17 protein-coding genes are annotated in these 21,567 nt (G+C 42.4%); 4 read left to right on the forward strand and 13 right to left on the reverse strand.

Annotation, left to right across the window (positions count from 1 at the left end; genetic code table 11):
- Positions 1-92 precede the first annotated feature (92 nt).
- The 3 genes from ntrC to glnA all read right to left on the reverse strand — a co-directional run bounded on the left by ntrC (position 93) and on the right by glnA (position 4,307).
- Positions 93-1,526, reverse strand: a complete 1,434-nt coding sequence (ntrC, locus tag B6N13_RS01725; RefSeq protein WP_011978563.1) for a nitrogen regulation protein NR(I) — start codon at positions 1,524-1,526, stop codon at positions 93-95.
- Positions 1,523-2,608 (reverse strand): nitrogen regulation protein NR(II), encoded by a 1,086-nt coding sequence (gene glnL / locus B6N13_RS01730; RefSeq protein WP_169458440.1) that lies wholly within the window; start codon positions 2,606-2,608, stop codon positions 1,523-1,525. The genes ntrC and glnL overlap by 4 nt, the downstream gene beginning before the upstream one ends.
- Before the next feature lie 292 nt (positions 2,609-2,900).
- Positions 2,901-4,307 (reverse strand): glutamate--ammonia ligase, encoded by a 1,407-nt coding sequence (gene glnA, locus B6N13_RS01735; protein WP_011978565.1) that lies wholly within the window; start codon positions 4,305-4,307, stop codon positions 2,901-2,903.
- Between the two features lie 329 nt (positions 4,308-4,636).
- Between glnA and thiI the strand changes: the two genes are divergently transcribed.
- The 3 genes from thiI to dtd all read left to right on the forward strand — a co-directional run bounded on the left by thiI (position 4,637) and on the right by dtd (position 8,749).
- On the forward strand, positions 4,637-6,088 hold the full coding sequence (thiI, locus tag B6N13_RS01740; protein ID WP_169458261.1) for a tRNA uracil 4-sulfurtransferase ThiI: 1,452 nt from the start codon (positions 4,637-4,639) through the stop codon (positions 6,086-6,088).
- 248 nt (positions 6,089-6,336) lie between these two features.
- On the forward strand, positions 6,337-8,157 hold the full coding sequence (gene typA, locus B6N13_RS01745; protein WP_011978567.1) for a translational GTPase TypA: 1,821 nt from the start codon (positions 6,337-6,339) through the stop codon (positions 8,155-8,157).
- A 157-nt stretch (positions 8,158-8,314) separates the two neighbouring features.
- The gene (gene dtd, locus B6N13_RS01750) at positions 8,315-8,749 is read left to right on the forward strand and encodes a D-aminoacyl-tRNA deacylase (RefSeq protein WP_011978568.1); all 435 of its coding nucleotides are present in this window, start codon (positions 8,315-8,317) and stop codon (positions 8,747-8,749) included.
- A gap of 15 nt (positions 8,750-8,764) precedes the next feature.
- On the opposite strand, the gene B6N13_RS01755 is transcribed toward dtd, so the two are convergent.
- The 9 genes from B6N13_RS01755 to B6N13_RS01795 form a co-directional block, all read right to left on the reverse strand.
- Positions 8,765-11,362, reverse strand: a complete 2,598-nt coding sequence (locus tag B6N13_RS01755) for a pectinesterase family protein (protein WP_169458262.1) — start codon at positions 11,360-11,362, stop codon at positions 8,765-8,767.
- A 234-nt stretch (positions 11,363-11,596) separates the two neighbouring features.
- Positions 11,597-12,373 carry a twin-arginine translocase subunit TatC gene (gene tatC, locus B6N13_RS01760; protein ID WP_011978570.1) on the reverse strand — a complete coding sequence of 259 codons (777 nt, stop codon included), beginning with the start codon at positions 12,371-12,373 and terminating at the stop codon, positions 11,597-11,599.
- A gap of 35 nt (positions 12,374-12,408) precedes the next feature.
- Complete coding sequence (tatB, locus tag B6N13_RS23265; protein WP_348981513.1) at positions 12,409-12,873, reverse strand: Sec-independent protein translocase protein TatB; 465 nt, start codon at positions 12,871-12,873, stop codon at positions 12,409-12,411.
- A gap of 3 nt (positions 12,874-12,876) precedes the next feature.
- The gene (tatA, locus tag B6N13_RS01770; RefSeq protein WP_011978572.1) at positions 12,877-13,095 is read right to left on the reverse strand and encodes a Sec-independent protein translocase subunit TatA; all 219 of its coding nucleotides are present in this window, start codon (positions 13,093-13,095) and stop codon (positions 12,877-12,879) included.
- Between the two features lie 16 nt (positions 13,096-13,111).
- Positions 13,112-13,444, reverse strand: a complete 333-nt coding sequence (locus B6N13_RS01775) for a phosphoribosyl-ATP diphosphatase (protein ID WP_011978573.1) — start codon at positions 13,442-13,444, stop codon at positions 13,112-13,114.
- A 16-nt stretch (positions 13,445-13,460) separates the two neighbouring features.
- Positions 13,461-15,104: a ubiquinone biosynthesis regulatory protein kinase UbiB gene (gene ubiB, locus B6N13_RS01780; RefSeq protein WP_169458263.1), complete on the reverse strand. Its 1,644-nt coding sequence runs from the start codon at positions 15,102-15,104 to the stop codon at positions 13,461-13,463.
- 2 nt (positions 15,105-15,106) lie between these two features.
- On the reverse strand, positions 15,107-15,862 hold the full coding sequence (ubiE, locus tag B6N13_RS01785) for a bifunctional demethylmenaquinone methyltransferase/2-methoxy-6-polyprenyl-1,4-benzoquinol methylase UbiE (RefSeq protein WP_011978575.1): 756 nt from the start codon (positions 15,860-15,862) through the stop codon (positions 15,107-15,109).
- A 163-nt stretch (positions 15,863-16,025) separates the two neighbouring features.
- Positions 16,026-17,552, reverse strand: coding sequence for a GGDEF domain-containing protein (locus B6N13_RS01790; RefSeq protein ID WP_169458264.1), 1,527 nt, complete (start codon positions 17,550-17,552; stop codon positions 16,026-16,028).
- 12 nt (positions 17,553-17,564) lie between these two features.
- Entirely contained in the window at positions 17,565-18,185 is a 621-nt protein-coding gene (locus tag B6N13_RS01795; protein ID WP_011978577.1) for a thiol:disulfide interchange protein DsbA/DsbL, read from the reverse strand.
- A gap of 325 nt (positions 18,186-18,510) precedes the next feature.
- Here B6N13_RS01795 and yihA point away from each other — a divergent pair, with 325 nt between their 5' ends.
- Entirely contained in the window at positions 18,511-19,155 is a 645-nt protein-coding gene (yihA, locus tag B6N13_RS01800; protein ID WP_169458265.1) for a ribosome biogenesis GTP-binding protein YihA/YsxC, read from the forward strand.
- Positions 19,156-19,636: 481 nt separating this feature from the next.
- Here yihA and gshA read toward each other — a convergent pair whose 3' ends face one another.
- Entirely contained in the window at positions 19,637-21,229 is a 1,593-nt protein-coding gene (gene gshA, locus B6N13_RS01805) for a glutamate--cysteine ligase (protein ID WP_169458266.1), read from the reverse strand.
- Between the last annotated feature and the right edge of the window lie 338 nt (positions 21,230-21,567).

The raw sequence follows: 21,567 nt of genomic DNA on the forward strand, positions 1-21,567 counted from the left end.
TAAAAGCAAGTCAAAAATGGTAGAAAGCTGAGATAATGCAGGCAAATTGCATATAGTTTTGCCTGCATTCATTTTCTTACACTTGGTTAGTTTTAATCTTCATCTTGCTCAGCGTGATCAATATTCAACTCTTTAATTTTACGAGTTAAAGTGTTGCGTCCCCAGCCTAGCAGCAATGAAGCATCACGACGGCGTCCGCCAGTATGCGCAAGCGCTGTTTCTATCATAATGCGTTCAAACTTTGGAACGGCTTGATCAAGAATACCTTTCTGACCTGTGGCTAAAGTGCTGTCCACCCAGTTTTTAAGCGCTTCTTCCCAAGAGGCAAAAGGTTGTTCATGAGGAACGGCCGCTAATAATTCTGGCGGTAAATCTTCTACCAAAACCTCGCGGCCTGATGCCATGACAATCAACCAACGGCAGGTATTTTCTAATTGACGAACGTTACCTGGCCACTCTAATTGTGTTAGATAATTTTCAGTTTCTTTGGTCAGTATTTTGGGTTCAACAGAAAGCTCATCTGCAGCACGGCTTAAAAAGTGACGAGCAAGTTTTGGGATGTCTTCGCGACGCTCTGCTAACTTAGGTAAATGGATACGGATGACGTTTAGGCGATGAAATAAGTCTTCACGGAACGAACCTTTTTTAACCAAGTTTTCTAGATTTTGATGTGTAGCGGCAATGATACGAACGTCAACTTTGACAGGAGTATGGCCGCCAACGCGATAAAATTCACCATCAGCTAAAACGCGCAACAAACGAGTTTGTGTTTCAGCAGGCATATCACCAATTTCGTCTAAGAAAAGTGTACCACCGTTGGCTTGTTCGAAGCGGCCGCGGCGTTGAGTGTTTGCACCTGTGAATGCGCCTTTCTCATGGCCAAATAATTCCGACTCGATTAAGTCGTGTGGAATGGCTGCCATGTTTAAAGCGATAAATGGGTTGGCGGCTCTTGGGCTATGAGTATGCAATGCTTGAGCAACCAACTCTTTGCCTGTACCTGACTCACCGTTTATTAATACGGTAATGTTCGAGTTTGCAAGGCGACCGATCGCACGGAAAACTTCCTGCATCGCAGGGGCTTCGCCAATGATTTCTTTATCAACTTGTGGCTCTTCCGCTACGTCCATATTGTCTGTGCTTGGTCTTGCGTTGCGGTGATGCAGCATAGCGCGTTTTACTAGACTAACAGCTTCTTCGACATCAAATGGCTTAGGCAAATATTCAAAAGCACCACCTTGATAAGAAGCGACAGCGCTTTCAAGGTCAGAGTGTGCTGTCATAATAATAACAGGTAAATAAGGGTGGTCTTTCTGCAGTTTTTCGAGCAGTTTTAAGCCGTCCATGCCTGGCATACGGATATCACTAATAATGGCACTTGGTTGCTCTTTATCAATAATGTTGACTAGATTTTCAGCAGAGTCAAACAAGCGACATTGGATTCCCTCTTGCTCTAAAGTCTTCTCTAGTACCCAGCGAATAGAGCGATCGTCGTCAACAATCCATACGGTTTCTTCTGGTGTCATGAGTGTTTCTCCTGGTCTTGGACTGTCGTCTCAATGGGAATTAATATATTAAATTCGGTTTTTTTCGGATAACTGTTGCATTCAATAATGCCGTGGTGTTGATGGATTACGGACTGTGCGATGGATAGCCCTAGGCCTGTGCCATCAGCCCGACCACTTACCATGGGGTAGAATAGAGTTTTAAGAATGCCTTCCGGTATGCCGGGTCCATTGTCAATAATGCTGATCTTGCATACCAAACGGTGGCGTTTGGAGCCAATGGTGAATTGTCTTAATGCACGAGTCACCATATGAATAGTTTTATGGTGATTGTCTACATCGTCCATTAAGGCTTGCATAGCATTTCGTGTGACATTAAGTAACGCTTGAATCAATTGAGACTCATCGCCGATTAATTCGGGGATGCTGGGGTCATAATCTCGAATCAATTCAATTTGGTTATCTGTTTCGACAGAAATTAGCTGTCTTACCCGTTCAATGACTTTATGAATATTGAGCGGTTTGTTTTTGGGTAGTTGTCTTGGGCCTAATAAGCGGTCGACAAGATCCCGTAAGCGATCTGATTCTTCAATGATGACCTGTGTATAGTCATTCAATGCTTCATCAGTAAACGCACGACTGATTAATTGTGCAGCCCCACGAATGCCACCTAAAGGGTTTTTAATTTCATGGGCTAAGCCGCGAACCAATTCTTTGCTGCTCTCGTGGTTTGCAATAATTTCGTCTTCTTGCGAGATTCGCTTCATTCTATCGCGCGGATAAAGTTCTATGATGAGGCTTTCTGTATCATTTGATGTGCCCATCACAGGGGTTACGGTATAGTCACAAAAAAGCTTTTTGCTGTTACTGCATTCTATTTCTGCTTCGCGCTTGGTAAACGGATGACCAGATTCTATGGCTGCGTACAAAGCTTGAATGCTCTCTTCGTTTTCACGAAATGCAGCACCGATGTCGTTGCCATAAATTCGGCGTCTGCTCACCGCCAACAACATTTCGGCAGCAGGGTTTAGGTATTCGATCTCAAGGTTGTCGTTCAATTGAACAACCGCAGTGGATAAATGGTCGATTAATAAGCTATACACAGACAGTGCCTCTCTATTGACTCCTGCTTTTATGGTTTCCTTTAATAATAGTTGCAAAAAGCGAACCAACATTGGGCAGTCCGAAATGGCTTATTTATTAAGGTCTTTGTATTAACTAAAAAAGTTTAATGCACAATTATAGTGCATGTTGATAGTGGTGTTTAATGTTGTGCATTAAAAAGCCGTGCAAAAAACTCTATAAATGCCGAGCAATAAAACATGGTTAAAACGTTAGTGAAAAAAAAGCCCCGAACTAGGTCGAGGCTTTCGTGTTTACTTAGCAGTTTAAATATTAAGCGCTGTAGTAAAGTTCGAACTCAAGTGGGTGAGTCGTCATAGATACACGACGAGCTTCAGCAGTCTTAAGTTCGATGTAAGCGTTGATCATGTCATCAGAGAAAACGCCACCTTGAGTCAAGAATGCGCGATCTTCGTCTAGGCACTTAAGCGCTTCTTCTAGGCTAGCAGCAACTTGTGGAATTGCATGAGCTTCTTCAGCTGGAAGGTCGTACAAATCTTTATCAGCTGCATCGCCAGGGTGAATCTTGTTTTTGATACCGTCGATACCAGCCATCAACATAGCAGCGAAAGCTAGGTATGGGTTAGCGGTTGGATCAGGGAAACGAGCTTCAATACGTTTGCCTTTAGGGCTAGCAACGTATGGGATACGGATAGAAGCAGAACGGTTACGAGCAGAGTATGCAAGCATTACTGGAGCTTCGAAGTGAGGTACAAGACGCTTGTAAGAGTTAGTTGAAGCGTTAGTGAACGCGTTCAATGCTTTAGCGTGCTTGATGATACCACCGATGTAGTAAAGCGCCATTTCAGATAGGCCAGCGTATTGGTCGCCAGCGAATTGGTTTTCGCCGTTTTTCCAGAAAGACTGGTGAACGTGCATACCAGAACCGTTGTCACCAACGATTGGTTTAGGCATGAAAGTCGCTGTTTTACCGTAAGCGTGAGCTACGTTGTGTACGCAGTACTTAAGGATTTGAACTTCGTCTGCTTTTTTAACTAGAGTGTTGAATTTAACACCGATTTCGTTTTGTCCAGCAGTTGCCACTTCGTGGTGGTGAACTTCAATTACAAGACCCATACTTTCCATAGCGTTACACATAGCGCCACGAAGATCGTGATGAGAATCAACTGGTGGTACTGGGAAATAACCGCCTTTTACGAAAGGACGGTGGCCCATGTTGCCGCCTTCAAATTTCTTGTTAGAAGACCAAGCAGCTTCTTCAGAGTTGATCTCTACAGAACAACCTGACATGTCAGTTTTCCATTTTACATCATCAAAGATGAAGAATTCTGGCTCTGGACCAAAGAAAGCTGTATCACCAAGACCTGTTGACTTAAGGAACTCTTCTGCGCGAAGAGCAACAGAGCGTGGGTCACGATCGTAGCCTTGCATAGTAGAAGGTTCAATAACGTTACAGCGAACAATAACGGTAGACTCTTCAGTGAAAGGATCCATTACAGCGGTATCATCTTGAGGCATCATGATCATGTCAGACTCGTTGATGCCTTTCCAGCCAGAAATGGATGAACCATCAAACATCTGACCGTTTTCAAAAAACTCTTCATCTACCGTAATAGCTGGAATAGTTACGTGTTGTTCTTTACCTTTAAAATCGGTAAAGCGAAGGTCAACCCACTTCGCGTCATGCTCAGCAATCAAGGCAAGGGTCTTGTTTGACATAGTTGTTCTCCAGTCGTAGTTAAAGCGAAATTAATTTTCGTTTACAGGGTGCTTCAATATAAAGCGCCATTTGACGAATATAAAGCATAACTTGTGCCAGAATTTTGTGCGGCCTAATAATTCCCTATATTACAATGGGATAAGCATTATTAGTTAAATTCCGCACTCAATGGTGGCTAAATATAGCCTTTAAAAAAGTTAATATGCACCATTTTAGATCATTTGTTTGGTGTTTTGTTCCATGTTGGTGCGAATTTAGCGTTTTCGTATCTACGGGCTTTTCTTTATACTATGCACCTCTCAAATATCCGGTATAAATCGCAACCCCTATGAAATTTATTGTTAAGTTTTTTGCAGAAATCACCATTAAAAGTCGTCCAGTTAGAAAGGCTTTTATTAAACAGCTTAGACACAATGTGAAGTTGGTTCTTAAAAAGTACGATGCCGAAGTTGATGTTTCCGGTAACTGGGACTTTATTGAAGTGTTTTCTGATAGGGATGAATTACGAGAAGAGTTTATCCAGGCTCTTTCTAACATCGCGGGCATTGCTCATTTTCAATTTGTTCGTGAATTTCCTTTGGTCGACCTTGATGACATTGTTGAACAAGCCATCGTTTCTTATGGTGATGTTATTAAAGATGCCGTGTTTGCTGTTCGCGTTAAACGTGTTGGTCATCATGACTTTACGTCAGTTGATGCAGAGCGTCATATAGGCGGCTGTCTAAAGGCTCGTTGTGGTGCATTGGCTGTTCGCTTAAAAAATCCTGAAGTGTTGGTGCCGATAGATATTCGTGATGACCGAGTATGGATGATCGAACAACGTGTAGAAGGTCTTGGTGGTTATCCACTTGGGTCGCAAGATTCTGTGTTGTCATTAATGTCTGGTGGATACGATTCTACTGTTAGTTCTTTTTTAACCATGAGCCGAGGATTAAAAACGCACTTTTGCTTTTTTAATCTTGGTGGTGATGCTCATGAAATCGGCGTAAAACAAGTTTCCAACTTCATTTGGGAAAAATATGGTTCGGCGTTAAATGTTAAATTTATCACAGTGCCTTTCGAAGCGGTTGTTGGCGAAATTTTAACCAAGGTTGATAACGCAGAGATGGGCGTGATTCTAAAACGCATGATGTTACGTGCGGCGTCTCAACTTATGACTGAAGTTGGAGCAAAAGCTTTAGTTACCGGTGAGAGTGTGGCGCAAGTATCTAGCCAAACCTTGATGAATTTAAAGGTAATCGACCAGGTGACAGAAGAGTTAGTGCTTCGACCTTTGATCACCACAAATAAGCAGGTCATAATAGATAAGGCTATAGAAATCGGTACTGCACCTTTTGCGGCCAGTATGCCTGAATTCTGTGGTGTAATTTCTGTTAAGCCAACTACCCGCGCTAAAATGCACCGTGTTGAGAAACAAGAGTCTAATTTTGATTTTGCGGTATTAGAGCACGCGATTGAAAACGCTCAAGTAATGTCTATTCAAAATGTGATGGACGATGTGGCGAAGCAGTATCAGGGTGAAGTGCCTGTTGTGCGTATGCCAGTGGGTGATGAAGTGATTATTGATATTCGTCATCCCGATGAAGCTAGCAACCGTCCTTTAAAAGTGAGTGGTCGTCCAGTCAAAGTCATTCCATTTTTTGCGCTAGAATCCAATTGGGCTGAATTGGATAAAGATGTGACTCATTTGCTCTATTGTGGCAAAGGGGTCATGAGTCGCATGCATGCCTCTTATCTACTTGGTAAAGGGCATGAAAACGTAGGTATTTATTTACCTTAATTAAGTACTAATGAACGGTAGCATTTTTGTAGTATATGAATGTTATCGTTTTATATGAATGTGCATTGTTACTTTATTGAAATATTTTTGTGGACTTTTTTTGTCACTTTAATGGGATATTTATCAATATAAGAGTACAATTGCGCCAATTTTACCCCGCACCAAGATCCGAGACGCTTGAAGAGCATACCTGCCCGTATCAAGCGGCGGTATATCTTTTTGCTCACGCTAAATGCAGAGAACTATAAATGTCTAATGATATCAATAAGTTACGTAACGTAGCTATTATTGCCCACGTTGACCATGGCAAAACTACCTTGGTTGACCAGCTATTAAGCCAATCTGGCACACTAGATCGTAAAGATCAAGGTTCTGAACGAATCATGGACTCAAACGATCAAGAAAAAGAGCGTGGCATCACGATTTTGGCGAAAAATACGTCAATTATGTGGCACGACTACCGTATTAATATCGTAGATACACCTGGACATGCCGATTTCGGTGGTGAGGTTGAACGTGTATTGTCTATGGTTGACTCTGTACTTTTGTTGGTTGATGCAGTAGATGGCCCAATGCCACAAACGCGTTTCGTAACATCAAAAGCATTTGAACGTGGCCTACGTCCTATTGTTGTTATCAACAAAATTGACCGTCCAGGCGCTCGTCCTGATTGGGTTATGGATCAAGTTTTTGATTTGTTTGATAGCCTTGGTGCAACTGAAGACCAATTGGATTTCCCTGTTATCTATGCTTCTGCAATCAATGGTATTTCTGGTGATGATCCAGAAAACATGGCAGAAGACATGACACCGCTTTATCAAATGATTGTTGATAGCGTACCTGTGCCAGATGTTGATCCTGAAGGGACTTTCCAAATGCAGGTTTCTGCATTGGATTACGACAGCTATGTTGGTGTTATCGGTGTAGGCCGTATCACACGTGGTAGCTTGTCTCCAAACCAGCAAGTAGTTGTAAAATCTGCAGACGGTAAAGAACGTAAAGGCAAAGTCTTGAATGTTAAGGGTTACCACGGTCTAGCGCGTGTTGACACTGATAAAGCTTCTGCGGGTGATATCGTTTGTATTACTGGTATCGATGGCCTAAGTATCTCTGATACTTTGTGTGATCCTACTTGTGTTGAAGCTTTGCCTGCATTGTCTGTAGATGAGCCAACAGTAAGCATGACCTTCATGGTTAACGACTCTCCGTTTGCTGGTAAAGAAGGTAAATACATTACCACTCGTAATATCTCAGATCGTCTTGATCGTGAGCTTATCCACAACGTAGCGTTGCGTGTTCGCCAAGGCGAAACACCTGATAAATTCATCGTATCTGGTCGTGGTGAGCTTCACCTTTCTGTATTGATCGAAACTATGCGTCGTGAAGGCTTTGAGATGGGTGTTTCTCGTCCTGAAGTGGTTCAGAAAGAAGTTGATGGAAAAATTCAAGAGCCATTCGAATTAGTAGTTATCGACGTTGAAGAGCAGCATCAAGGTTCTATCATGGAAGAGCTTGGCTTGCGTAAAGCTGAGTTAACTAACATGGAGCCAGATGGTAAAGGTCGTGTTCGTCTTGAATTCATGACGCCTTCTCGTGGTTTGATCGGTTTCCGTGGTTTGTTCCTAACACTAACTTCTGGTTCTGGTATCATGACCAGTGTATTTGACCATTATGGTCCAGTAAAAGAAGGTGATGTTGGTAGCCGCCAGAACGGTGTATTGATTAGCATGGTTACTGGTAAAACAGCTGCGTTCGCTTTGTTTAACCTACAAAGCCGTGGTCGTTTGTTCTTGGGTCACGCTGTTGAAGTCTACGAAGGTCAAGTTATCGGTCTTCATTCACGTGATAATGACCTAACTGTTAACCCAGTTAAAGGTAAGCAGTTAACCAACATGCGTGCTTCGGGTACAGATGAGGCTTTGACGTTGACCCCACCTATTCGTCATACACTTGAGCAAGCGCTTGAGTTTATCGAAGACGATGAATTGGTAGAAGTAACACCAGAAAGCATCCGTATTCGTAAAAAATTATTAACTGAAAACGAGCGTAAGCGCGCTGGTCGTAAGTAATAGTAGCTATTCTATAAAGAGCAGCAGCAAATGAGTTCATGCAAATGAATTCGTGAGCGACAGAAGCGCCTTCGGGCGCTTTTGTTTTTTCTGGACTTTGTTAAAGTCATTTGTCTTATTTATCTGAGCAAGCATTGGCAAATATAGGGAGAAAGCGATGAAAGTCTTGATACAGCGAGCCTTAAACGCATGCGTTGTTGTTGATGGTGAAACCATTGGTGCGATTGACCACGGGCAGTTAGTCTTGGTCGGCATAGAAAAAGGCGACACAGAAGTGGATACACAGCGCTTGGCCGATAAGCTGTTGAAATACCGTATGTTTGGTGATGAAGATGGCAAGATGAACTTAAATGTTCAGCAGGTTGCTGGTGGTATTTTGCTTGTCTCTCAATTTACCTTAGCGGCTGAAACCAAGAAAGGTCTGCGTCCAGGGTTTTCAACAGCAGCCATTCCCGAAGAAGGAGAGCGTTTATTTAATGACTTTGTGAATAAAGTGCGTGCTCAATACAGTAAGGTTGAAACAGGGCGTTTTGGTGCTGATATGAAAGTTTCTTTTACCAATGATGGCCCTGTTACCTTTATGCTAGATTAAGTTTTTATGCTGGATTTAATGATTTAGTGCACCTGATAGCTCCTTCAGCTCGGGTGTATTATGGACTTCTTCGGCGATCAATTGAGCAACCGCTTTCGCTCCTTTTTCTTGAAAATGAGTGACATCTGGTTTGTCTAATCGACCTGAACGGTCTTTGTAATAAGGGTATTTTTGTGGATCGACGGCCAGCCAATAATCTTTCCACTTATCTTTCTCTAGTGTATTAGCAAGTTCTATGGTGCGTGCTTCTATATCTAATAAAACCGTATTGTTGGCTTGGGCTGTGTCTTTAATTGTTTGGCTATAGTTGCCAGTAAAGGTAAATGCCTTTGTGCTGTTCTGCTTGGTGAAATGAGTAGAAACAACACGAAATTCATTTTTTCCTTTTAGTGTTTTCATTCGAGTCACAGGCGTTAATAAAACCGGTGTGATTTGATGTGACTTGGCATAGTCAATAAAAAACTCCAGTGAGCGCTGGAATGAAAGACTTTCCTGCCCAGTTGGGGCTTGTATTTGACCATCCGCATTATTTGGGTAGGTACAGGTGTTAGCGACATCGTGAGGGCCTCGTCCAGCGCTGCTGGCGTCACATTTCTCGTCATTGTGACCAAATTGAATGAGTAAATAATCTCCAGAACGCATCATACTGCTAAGGTAGCGAAACCAGCCTTGATTATAATATGAGCGAGAGCTACGACCGGATTGTGCACCATTAATAACCTGTACTTTTTGAGGGTCGAAATTCTCTTGGATGGTTTGCCCCCAGCCCATTCGAGGGGCAACGACTTGTGGGTAATTTGACGCTGTCGAGTCGCCAATAATAAATATTCTATGTGGGGCTGTATCGACTTGTTGCTGTTTTTTCTCTATAGCACTAAGGTCAAACGCTGCTACTTTGCCTTGTAAATCAGGGACAAGTAGAGGCTGAAAAAAACGATCCATTAGAGTGCTATCAGCAACTTCACCAACCTTGGTTTGATAATTTCTATTGCTCCATAACCACTGTGCTAGCTGAGCAAATGCGGGTTGCCATTGTGGTTGATATTGCACGGGGTCGAAATGTTTTGGTAATCCTAAATCATTTAAGCTGTTATCAAATCCTTGATGAAAACGTGCCACAGATAAAGCATATTCTATTGCCGAAAAGGCGAGTGGTAGTTTTGGTGAGGACACAACTTGTTGAGGACCTAAGTAACCCGATGCCGTTGCGGTATCCGATAAAATTAGGTCACTAAACGGATTAATATTGATATTAATGTTTTGCTCGAGTTGTGGCTTGGTCGGAGCATAGAGGGCAGCCATGCATATTCCGCGTAATGTGTTATTGCTTAAACAATCAGTGTTCTGTTCAGCTGCGGAGACGACGAAAGGTGGGATGAAGCCTTTTATTTTAAGTTGATAAGCTCCATGTCTATCTGTAGTGGTTGATGCTTTTCTACCGTATTGGTCGCTCAAAGTTATTTGGGCGGGAAATTTCATTAGATGGGCGCTTACAATGCCTTTGATAGTCGTGTTTTGGGCGGCCAGAAAAATCGGCTGCCAGCCATCAAGCATGTTTTCGATAGTAAATTTAGTGACTTCGTTATCGCTTAATTGAGGGCGATAACCCTCTTTTGAGGCGCCAGATCCGTAGCTCTTGTATTCACTGAAACGTGCACCATTTTCTGGTGTAAACCAAATAGATTCTCCATTTATATCTTTACCGTGCATTTTATCCCAGCCATAGATGTGATCATCCATTTGCGTATTGATAAAAGTGGTTGAACCTATGGCAAAGGGATCGGCATAACGGCCATCTTGAAAAGTAGTAGTTGGGTGCCAAGGGCGGCCAAGAGCATAACTAGCTGCTGGAATGCGGTTGTCTTCTTTTATTAAGCGGCTATTGATGAATACTAAACCAAAGGCTTGTTTATCATTGGTGCTTGGGGCTGTTAAATAGCCTAAAGGGAGTTCTTGGTTTGGACGGTAACGAGCGACAATGTCGCTGTTATCAAAAATAACTAAGCCGTTTCCGAAAATAAAATCAACAGTGCCGCTGATACGGGAGTTATTGAAGTAGCTTCGACCGCCTTTGCTGTAAAAGGTATCTTGGAAACCTTCTAGAGATACGTCATAGAATGCTGAACGGTCGCTTTTTTTACCAAGTAATAAAGCGACGGCTTGAGTTTGCTTGATTTTATTCGGATCGTCTTTTGCTTTGCTGTCATTAGTCAGATAGTCAAAGTCGTTACGAATGGTAAGAGACTGAGCACTGAAGTCTTTACCGTTGATTTCAACCACTCGACTGCCTGAAGTGCCAATGTTCTTGCCATTATCACCTTTCATGCCTGCAGCAATAGCTTTGGCAATGATAGTTTTATCTCGTCCCGCACCAATAAGGTGCACATTATCGCGGTCAATTGTGATTTGTTCGTTATAGAGGCCTGGTTTGATATATACGCTGTAAGTACTTTTATCTTCTGGTGCATTTTGGAGGGCATCTTTAATGCTGCTGTACTCTCCAGCTTTGGGGTTGGATGATACGACAGCTTGGTACAAACCGACTGCATGAGATTGAAATGACAGTAGCGCGCCAACAGCGGTAACTAAGCCTATCGCAACAGAGTGTTTCATTGTTTTCCCTCACATTTTTATTCTTGTCTTGATTGAGTGGTGTAATGTTTTAATAACTTTTTATAAAAGCTCAATTTTTGTTCAAGGTAAGAATATAACTGAGTAAATATAAATGAAACAGTGTTTTATAAAATTATTTTTGTTTTACAAAAAACTTTCTTTATATCAACAAAAAGACGCTTAAGAAATCAATCTTAAGCGTCTTTTATATAGTGCGTGAACGAGGGGAGGTTGTTATTGGCTTGCTTTGGACCTTTCACTCTCTTCTTTTTCTTCACTCCCATCAACCACAACTTTTACTGTGCGGCCAGCAATAAGTCCAAGCTCGAATAGCATCCACATTGGGATGGCAAGTAGGGTCTGCGAGAAGATATCGGGTGGCGTGATGAGCATGCCAACAACAAAACAACCTAGAAAAATATAAGGGCGTTTTTTGGATAGCGTCGCAACTGTGGTGACACCCGCTTTAATAAGTAAGTAGGTGGCAACAGGGATTTCAAAGGTTACGCCGAAAGCAAAGAATAGTTTTAAGACGAAGTTTAGGTAGTTATTAATGTCTGTCATAACGGTCACTTCGCCAGGTCCTACTGTCGTGAAAAAGCCAAAGATAAGTGGCAAGACAACGTAGTAAGCAAACAGAACGCCAGCATAAAAAAGAAAAATACTGGAAACCAATAGTGGAATCGCAATTTGTTTCTCGTTTTTATACAGAGCCGGCGCAATAAATGACCAAGCTTGAAAAAGAGTATAGGGAACCGATATGAGTACCGCGACAGCAAAGGTTAGCTTGAGTGGTGCTAGGAAGGGTGATGCTACTTCTGTTGCAATTAACGAGCTGCCAGGCGGGAGTAATAGTCGTAGTGGTTCAGAGACAATCAGATATAAATCGTTGGCAAAAGAATACAAGCCAATAAAGAGGATAAGTATCGCCAGAACACACTTTAATAAACGATTTCTTAGCTCGATAAGATGAGCGACAAGAGGTGCTTGATTGGAAGAATCTGTACTCATAATGCGTCACATGTCCGCGCGTAGTTTAATAATGATTAGGTTCGAGAAGCAGTCGTTTCGGGCGTTTTTTCGACTTTGTCTGCTAGTTGTGCCTGGGTTGAGTCTAGTTTATCCGTGGTTGCAGATTCAGCGGCCACAATAGGTAGCGCTTCTTTTTCAACTGCTACGGCATCTACTTCTGCAACTTTAGGCTGCTCAGAAGACTCTATCGTCTCAGGCGCATCCTTTTTAGTGTCGTATCCTTCAGGGTAGGGCGTAATGGTATTTTGAATCGCCTGACCTTCTTTTAGAAGGCGCTGATTGGTTTCGTTAATTTTCTGTTGCAGCTCTTCATGATCCAGTTGAGCATTAATTTCTCTTTGCACTGAATTAATGCTGCGGCGAATTTTACGAATCCATAGCCCTGCCGTTTTTGCAGCATGAGGCAAACGTTCAGGGCCAAGAATTAAAAGACCAACTACGAAAACAACAAGGAGTTCAGAAAAGCCAATGTCGAACACAGATTAGGCGCTCTTGTCATCTTTTTTAACGTCAGCATCAATTACTTTATGCTGGGCGGTTTTTCCGTCTTCGGCTTCCGTGTCTTTGTCGACGGCTTCTTTAAAGCCTTTAACAGCCCCGCCTAGGTCAGAGCCAAGGTTTTTAAGCTTTTTGGTGCCAAAAATAAGTACTAAAATGGCTAAAACAATTAGTAATTGCCAAATACTGATTCCACCTAACATAAATTACTCCTACTGCTTATTTGGTACGACTGGCTTTTTCGTCTAAGCCAGACAAGTTAAATCTGCGTGCTAGTTCATCAAGTATAGCATCTGGGCCAATATCTAAATGAGATAACATGACAAGTGTGTGAAACCATAGGTCTGCAGTTTCATAAATCAAATCGGATTTATCACCTGAGATTACCGCGTCTTTCGCTGCAATAATAGTTTCAATGCTTTCTTCGCCTACTTTCTCAAGGATCTTATTTAATCCCTTTGCGTGTAGACTAGCAACATAAGAAGAGTCTGCTGCTGCGGTTTTACGTTGTTCTAGTGTGGCCGCTAATTCAGCCAATACATCGGATTTCATTATAGTCTCTCAAATGTTACGGTTTTAAGACAAGTAGGTAGATTCCTACTAAAACCAGTCCAAAACTGGTTAAATCGGCGTCTTTTATATGTGTTAAAGATACAGGATCAGTAATAATCCAAGCCGCCCCTAAGCTTAGTAGGCCAAGTAATCGAAAAGGCGTATTTTGTCGGCCTTTTTTTAATTCTTTACCTAATTGATCAATCGCTTCGGTCTGCGCCTGCATGCGTTCTTCCTGGTGCGACATTTGTGATAATGCAGTAAAAATCAAATTAGGAATTTGTGGTAATTGACCAGCCCACTGCGGAGCTTGTTTGCGGACTTCTTCCATCACGCGTTTTGGCCCCATTTGTTCTCGCATCCAGCGTTCAAGGAATGGCTTAGCCGTCACCCATAAGTCCAAGTCCGGATAAAGCTGGCGGCCCAAACCTTCAATATTGAGTAGAGTTTTTTCCAATAAAACTAGCTGTGGCTGCACTTCCATATTAAAGCGACGTGCGGTTTGGAATAAACCAATCAGTACTTGTCCAAAAGAAATGTCTTTCAGCGGTTTCGCAAACATAGGTTCACACACACTGCGAATAGCAGACTCAAAGGCATGTACCGGTGTGCCTTTAGGAACCCAGCCACTTTCCACATGAAGTTCTGCCACTAAGCGATAATCACGCTGGAAAAAAGCCAATAGATTGCGTGCTAAGTAGCTTTTATCCGCGTCATCTAGGCTGCCCATAATAGCGCAGTCAATAGCGATATATTTGGGTTTCTGTGGATTAGTGACATCTACAAAGATATTGCCTGGATGCATGTCGGCATGGAAAAAACTGTGCGAGAAAACTTGGGTGAAAAAGATTTCCACACCGCGTTCTGCTAAGCACTTCATGTCGACATTAGCTTTATTGAGTGCTGCAATGTCGGCTACAGGAATGCCAGAGATACGTTCCATGACCATGACATTACGATGGCTATAATCCCAGTAGACCTGTGGCACATACAGTAATTCGGAATGGGTAAAATTGCGCTGTAATAAGCCTGTGTTGGCTGCTTCTTTGGCAAGATCCAGTTCATCAAGAATAGTGTATTCATAATCTGTTACCACTTCGACAGGTCTTAATCGACGACCGTCGGCGCTTAAATTGGCAACAAGATGCGCTAAGGTATAAAGCAGGTTTATGTCTTTGCTTATGGTCTTTTCAATATGTGGGCGAATGACCTTAACAACCACGTCTTCGCCAGAATGCAATTTAGCAGTATGAACTTGCGCAATAGAAGCAGAGGCCAAAGGCGTTGCCGAAAACTCAGCGAACAGTTCAGAAACCGGTGCTTTTAAATCTCTTTCAATAATAGCTTGAGCAATATGACCGGGAAAAGCTGGCACTTTGTCTTGCAGCTTTGCTAGTTCGTCGGCGATATCATCGTCTAGTAAATCTCGGCGTGTTGATAATATTTGTCCGAATTTAACAAAAATAGGACCAAGAGATTCTAATGCTAAGCGAAGACGTTCGCCTTTATTTTGGCTGGCACGTTGACGACCAATGGCGCAAATAGGGCCAAGCGTGTAGCGTATATACCAAGGCAAAAGAGCGAAAGGAATAAACACATCAAGACGAAAGCGCATTACTGTATAGAGTATGCGCAGTAAACGAAAAGTACTGATCAACATGGCTAGAATTTAAATCCTTTATGAAGCGCAACGATGCCGCCTGTTAAATTTTGGTAGCTAGTACGTTCAAATCCTACTTCGTCCATCATACCTTTTAGCGTTTCTTGGTCTGGGTGCATGCGAATGGATTCCGCAAGATAGCGGTAGCTGTCAGCATCATTCGCAATTAATTTGCCCATGGCTGGCAGTAGACGGAAAGAATATTGGTCATAGACTTGTGATAAAAGCTCGGATTCTGGTTTAGAAAATTCCAGCACTAATAAACGGCCGCCTGGCTTCAGAACACGGTACATAGAAGCAAGCGCTTTGGATTTATCTGTTACGTTGCGCAAGCCAAAGGCAATAGTGATACAGTCGAAAGTATCGTCAGGAAAGGGAAGAGCTTCGGCATTGGCTTGAACAAACTTCACGTTACCAACAATACCTTGATTGGCCAGTTTGTCACGACCAACTTTCAGCATGGAGTCATTAATGTCCGCTAGAATAACTTGACCTTCGCTACCAACAAGGCGGGAAAATTTAACCGTCAAATCGCCAGTACCACCTGCAATATCTAATACGCAGTTGCCAGCACGAACGCCTGATTGGCTAATAGTGTGTCGCTTCCATAGACGATGAATACCACCGGACATCAAATCATTCATAATGTCGTATTTGGCGGCTACGGAATGAAAAACTTGTGCGACGGCTTTTACTTTTTCATCAGTTGGGATTTCTTTGAAGCCAAAGTCGGTGGTTTTTTTCTGATCGTCTTGCATAAACTACTTCATCCTAGTGGCGGCATCGCTCGCCCTTTTCTTAATTTGATAGCCTTATTGAAAAGCTTTATTTAATCGCTTTATCGATGTTTGAAAGTGTTGCGTTCAATGTAAGTGGTTATTGTAACCGCGACAGCAAAGCTCTGGTACTGCTTTACCTAAACTATTTATTTGCCATAACTCTATTTCGCCCTGCTTCTTTAGCCATATAGAGTTGTTTGTCTGCTCTAGCGAATAAAGATTCTGGGTTTTCTTGTGCTTGAAGTTCTGCGATACCAATAGATATGGAAATCGATACTGGCTCACCTTGCATATTGAATGGCGTTTTGGCCACGGCAAGTCGAATAGCTTCAGCACGTTCGACAGCTTGTTCCAGAGTCGTTTCTGGAAACGCGATAACAAATTCTTCGCCACCGTAACGAAACATAAGGTCTTCTTTTAATAGAGCACTACGTATTTGCTTTGGTACGAGGCGTAATACTTTATCACCAGCAAGGTGCCCCCAAGTATCATTTACTTTTTTAAAGTGGTCGATATCGCAGACCGATAAGCAAATCGATTTTTGAGTTTTTTGCATGATTTTGCACAAGGGCAAAATTGCGTCTTGGTAAGCGGTTCGGTTTGGTAGATCTGTCAATGAATCTGTCATTGCTTGAGCGAGTTTTTCTTGTAGCAGCGAGCGTAGCGATACGGTATCTTTTTCCATTCGTGTTACTTTATTTTTAAGCAAGGTGATGGATTGGTTAGCGTATTTTTCCTGCTCTACCATTTGCGTCTTGTATTCGGTCATGGTGCTTGAAATAGTCAACAGCCTATCGTTAATGAGTGCTTTTAGGCTATCTAAATCGTTGGCGCTCTGAACTGCTTGAGATGTGTCTGTGACTTGTTTTTGTAGCTTGTTGTTAAAACCTTCGCGACTCACAGATAGTGACTTCTGTGAGTGATAGCTGCTGGAGATGGATTCGTTGATACTGGCAAGTTGCTTATTTAACTGATTAAGATAGTTAGTCAGACTTTCTTGTGTTCTGCCGATGGCAATCATGATTAAGTTGATAACTTCATCAAGCAGTCCAGGAAGTTGTTGGAGATTGTCGTTGCCTAAAAGTGCTTTTTTTAAGTCGACAATGTCTTCGTCGTAATGGCTCGGTAATGATAAGTTATTCATGAGCCCAGCAAGTGTGTGGCTAATTTGAATCATGATTTCTTGATCATTTTTTTGTGACTTCGTTTCTAGATCTCGATTGAAAAAACGTCTAAAAAGTGAGCTTTTAGGTTGACCAGACTCTATTTGAGTCAATGTTTTCTCAGCCAACGCCAAAAAGCCTTTTAAGAGGTGAGGCCATTTAGATGGAGTTTGCCAGTGTAGGCGTATTTGGGCTTCAAGTTCTTTTTTCTCGTTCTGAGGAACTCTTTTACTGTCCTGTTTTTCAAGCAGATCGATAAGTTCTTGTAACGTACTTCTAACCTGTTTAGCTCGGCTGCTTTGAGCTTCATCACTTTTGATTAGCAGTGGTTCTGCATTATTAAGTACATCTTGTATTTCTTGGGCATTTGCCCCTTTGGTTATAACTTGGCGAATTTGGCGAACGACGGAATCAAGTTCTGGGTCATTCCCTTCAGCTAGCATACTGGTTCTGGAAACTGCTTTACGTAACGCTTCTATCAGTTTGTCACTCGATGATTCCGTCATATCGCCTCATTATTATTTTTGACGTTCTTTTTCGATAAGAAAATCAACAACCTTGTAGATATTTTCATTGCCATTTGCAGTTTCAGCGCTTACCAAGTATTTACCGTTTACGATTATTCCTGGTACACCGCGAGCGCCGTAGGCACGTATTTTTGCATCGGCTTGGCTAAGGCGGCTATTCACAGCAAAAGAATTAAATTGCTTATGAAATTCATCTTCACTAACACCATAGTTTGAAAAGAAAGCGGCAAGTGCGTCTTCAGAGTTTAGATTACGGTGTTCAACATGAATAGCATTAAAAAGATCTGCACGAATTTTATCTTCTATACCAAGTAGATCGGCGACATAGAAGGCTTTTGCATGCGCTAACCAACCACGACCGAATACTGCTGGTAAGAATTTGAAATCAACATCGCTAGGTAGGTTTTTTTTCCAAGCTTGAGTGATAGGTTCTAGTTTGTAGCAATGTGGACAGCCGTACCAAAAAATCTCAGTAACTTCGATTTTACTGGGGTCACTAGTACGAACTGGCGTTTTTATAGTTGTATAACCATTACCGTCACTGTATTCAGCGGCAGCAGCAGTTAGTGGGATAAGTAGGGAAAGTATCAGCGCTGAAAACAGCTTTATCATGGATTACTCCTAATCGTATTTTATAGTCATGTTAATTTACAAAAGCATTCTTACATCATGCACAGAATTACAACAGAATACGATTCCATCAAAGGCTTAAGGTTCTAATTTTCCAGTAAGTTTACATAAAACTTACACCTATGACGCCTATTGTCTGGCTGTTATTTGTCGTGTTTTGTAAATCCTTGTCTCAATTGTGTTCATTTACCTAGATTAAGGTGGCTTATCGAGTTTAACATGGCATATTTTTGCGTTTGCTGGCATTATATACAGCAATTGAAACAAACCTGAATGCAAATCTGAATCTATTGACGAATATCAACTTATGACCCCTTTTGACTCCACTTTTCAATCCGCGCACTTTATTAAGAGTGCTGAGAAACTTTCTCAATGTCCTTTAGACCAAGGTGTTGAGGTTGCATTTGCAGGTCGCTCAAATGCTGGTAAATCTACAGCGCTAAATACTCTTACGAATCAAAAGAAATTGGCGCGTACCTCAAAAACGCCAGGTCGAACTCAGTTGATTAACTGTTTTGGATTGAATGTTGATGATCGTCGTCTAATTGACCTTCCAGGTTACGGATTCGCTAAAGTGCCTATTGCCATGAAAAAAGTCTGGCAAGCACACATGCAAGATTACCTGATGAATCGTCGCTCTTTAGCTGGTGTTGTTTTGGTAATGGACATCCGCCATCCATTAAAAGAGTTTGATGAAATGATGTTGGATTGGGCAAAATCTAACCGCATGAAAGTTCATGTGTTGTTAACCAAGTCTGACAAGCTAAAACGTGGACCTGCAAAATCCACCATGTTGGCTGTGCAGAAGGTTATCAAAACACTTGGCGTTGATGGGTCAGTACAGACTTTTTCTTCTTTGAGCGGTGACGGTGTTGATGATTTACGCACTAAACTGGCTGAATGGTTGGTGCTTGATAACCTTGAAGTTATACCAGTTTCGCCAAACGCATAATAGTTTTTATGATTGGCATTTTTGTAGCCCATCTTTTTTGCGAAGGAAGTTGTCGTTAAACGACTTCCAACCATCTTGTAGGCCGGCCTTTAGGCTGTCAAAAAGCATCTGGCCTTTACCAAAGCCCCTTGACGCGCTAAAGCACGACCTACACAAGCCCTGATCACGACCTACAAAAAACAATCACCTGTAGGTCGGCCTTCAGGCTGTCAAAAAGCATTCGACCTTTACAAAAGCCCCTTGACGCGCTAAAGCACGACCTACAAAAAATCACGACCTACACAAGCCCTGAATCACGACCTACAAAAAACCAAATTACCTGTAGGTCGGCCTTCAGGCCGTCAAAAAGCATCCTACCTTTACAAAAGTTTCTTGACGCGCTAAAGCACGACCTACAAAAAATCACGACCTACACAAACCATGAATCACGACTACAAAAAACCAATCACCTGTAGGTCGGGTATTTATACCAGCGCTAAACTCATTGCGGTGTCAAATAAGCCGCGAGGAAGGTATCAAAGTCCACTTCATCAGCTGCTTCAATGGCTTCTTGATCACGTAACGAGCGTTCTGCTTTTTCCATAAACTCGCGGGTCAGTTCTTCGGATAACGGACGAGACATCCATTCTGTTTGCTGTTCTTTCGATAGCGCCAACATGGCATTTTGATAACCTTGTTGTGCTTTACTGCGTTCAAGTAGCTGTGCAGAAGGCAATAGGGCCTCGTTGCTAAGTTTTTCTCTTTGAATCTCTACCGCTTGTTGATAGGCAGGATTGCCTGTTTTAGAGGATAAAAATTCAGCGACTTCTGTCAGTGCATTCAGCATGTCTTCGGCCTTGGTGCGCAGTTTAGTTGGGCCTTGTCCAAAATCAAAGTCCATATCAAGATCGCGACCATGGGAGGCAATTTCTTGCTGCATCTTACGTAGTTGGCTGCATTCTGCACTGCCCAAATGCTCATCACCGCGTAACATGCAGTAAAGCAGGAAGACATCAATGAAATACAAGGTCGAAGACTGCATGCCAATAGAAGAACTTGGATCGAGATCCATAATACGCACTTCAATGTATTCAACGCCTCTTGCATGCAGTGCTGCACTTGGGTGTTCGCCAGGTTGGGTAACGCGTTTAGGGCGAATATCACTGTAATATTCGTTTTCAATCTGCAATAAATTGCTGTTAAGCTGGCGATATTGGCCGTCTACTTTTACACCAATATCCTGATAGCGCTGATAGGGTGTTTGGAGCGCTTTTTTGATCGTACTAATGTAGGTTTCAACTTCGTTATAACAAACATACAAATCCGCTTGGGCCTTGTTTTGATAACCCAAATCGCTCATGCGAAGGGAGGTCGCTTTAGGGCCAAACCAAGTGTTTTTCTCAAGCGCAGTCAGACTATCAGGTTTTTTAGGTAAAAAGCTTTCATCGATAGCGGGTGATGCACCAAACAATAAAGACAACATCCAAGAGCCGCGACGGAAGTTACGGATCAAAGCAAAATAGCTATCGGATTGAAATGCTTGTTTTTCAGCTACAGAAAGATTGGATTTGCCTTTATAGTTTTCTAAAAAAGCCCAAAAGTCTTTATCAAAAGAGAAGTTGTAATGCATGCCAGCAATACATTGCATGATACGACCATAGCGATTCGACAAGCCTTCCCGGTAAACACGTTTAAGCTTGCCAGTGTTTGATTCACCGTAATACGCAATTGGAACATCTTCGTTGCCCGCTAAATAGCAAGGCATACTGGCCGGCCATAAGCATTCATCTTGTTTGTACAGTTCGTGGTTGACCAAATTATGAATGTCTTCTAGCTCTTGGATAACACCCTCAACACTTGGGTGAACACCTGTAATAAACTCCATCAAAGATTCAGAATAATCCGTCGTAATAGAGCTGTGAGTCAGTGCCGAGCCCAATGCTTTAGGGTGAGGCTTATGCGAAATATGGCCTTGTGTACGATCAACTCGTAGAGCTTCTCGTTCCACGCCACGATGAAAGGTTAATGCAGAAGTCGTCTCAGCTTGTTGGCAATGGGCTGCCAACGCTTGCAAAGCATCGGTTAAGGTGGTCAAGAAGTCTTCCTTCTATTGAATAAGGCAAAATTGAATTTCAGGGATTGTACTCGGCAGAGCTTATTCGCAGCAAGCAACAGATACCCTATGCACAAAAAATGCTGACTTCTAGAACATATATATAAGAAATTTGTCGCGCAAGGGCACGACAAAAAACACGGCCTACAAAAATCCAATCACCTGTAAGTCGGCCTTCAGGACGTCAATAGTCTAATGACACCAAACCAAAACCCTTGACGCGCTAAAGCACGACCTAAACAAACCCTGAATCACGGCCTACAAAAATCCAATCACCTGTAGATCGGCCTTCAGGCCGTCAAAAGTCTAATGACACCAAA

Origin of the sequence: Marinomonas sp. UCMA 3892 (assembly GCF_012726345.1) — a bacterium.
Taxonomy (GTDB): domain Bacteria; phylum Pseudomonadota; class Gammaproteobacteria; order Pseudomonadales; family Marinomonadaceae; genus Marinomonas.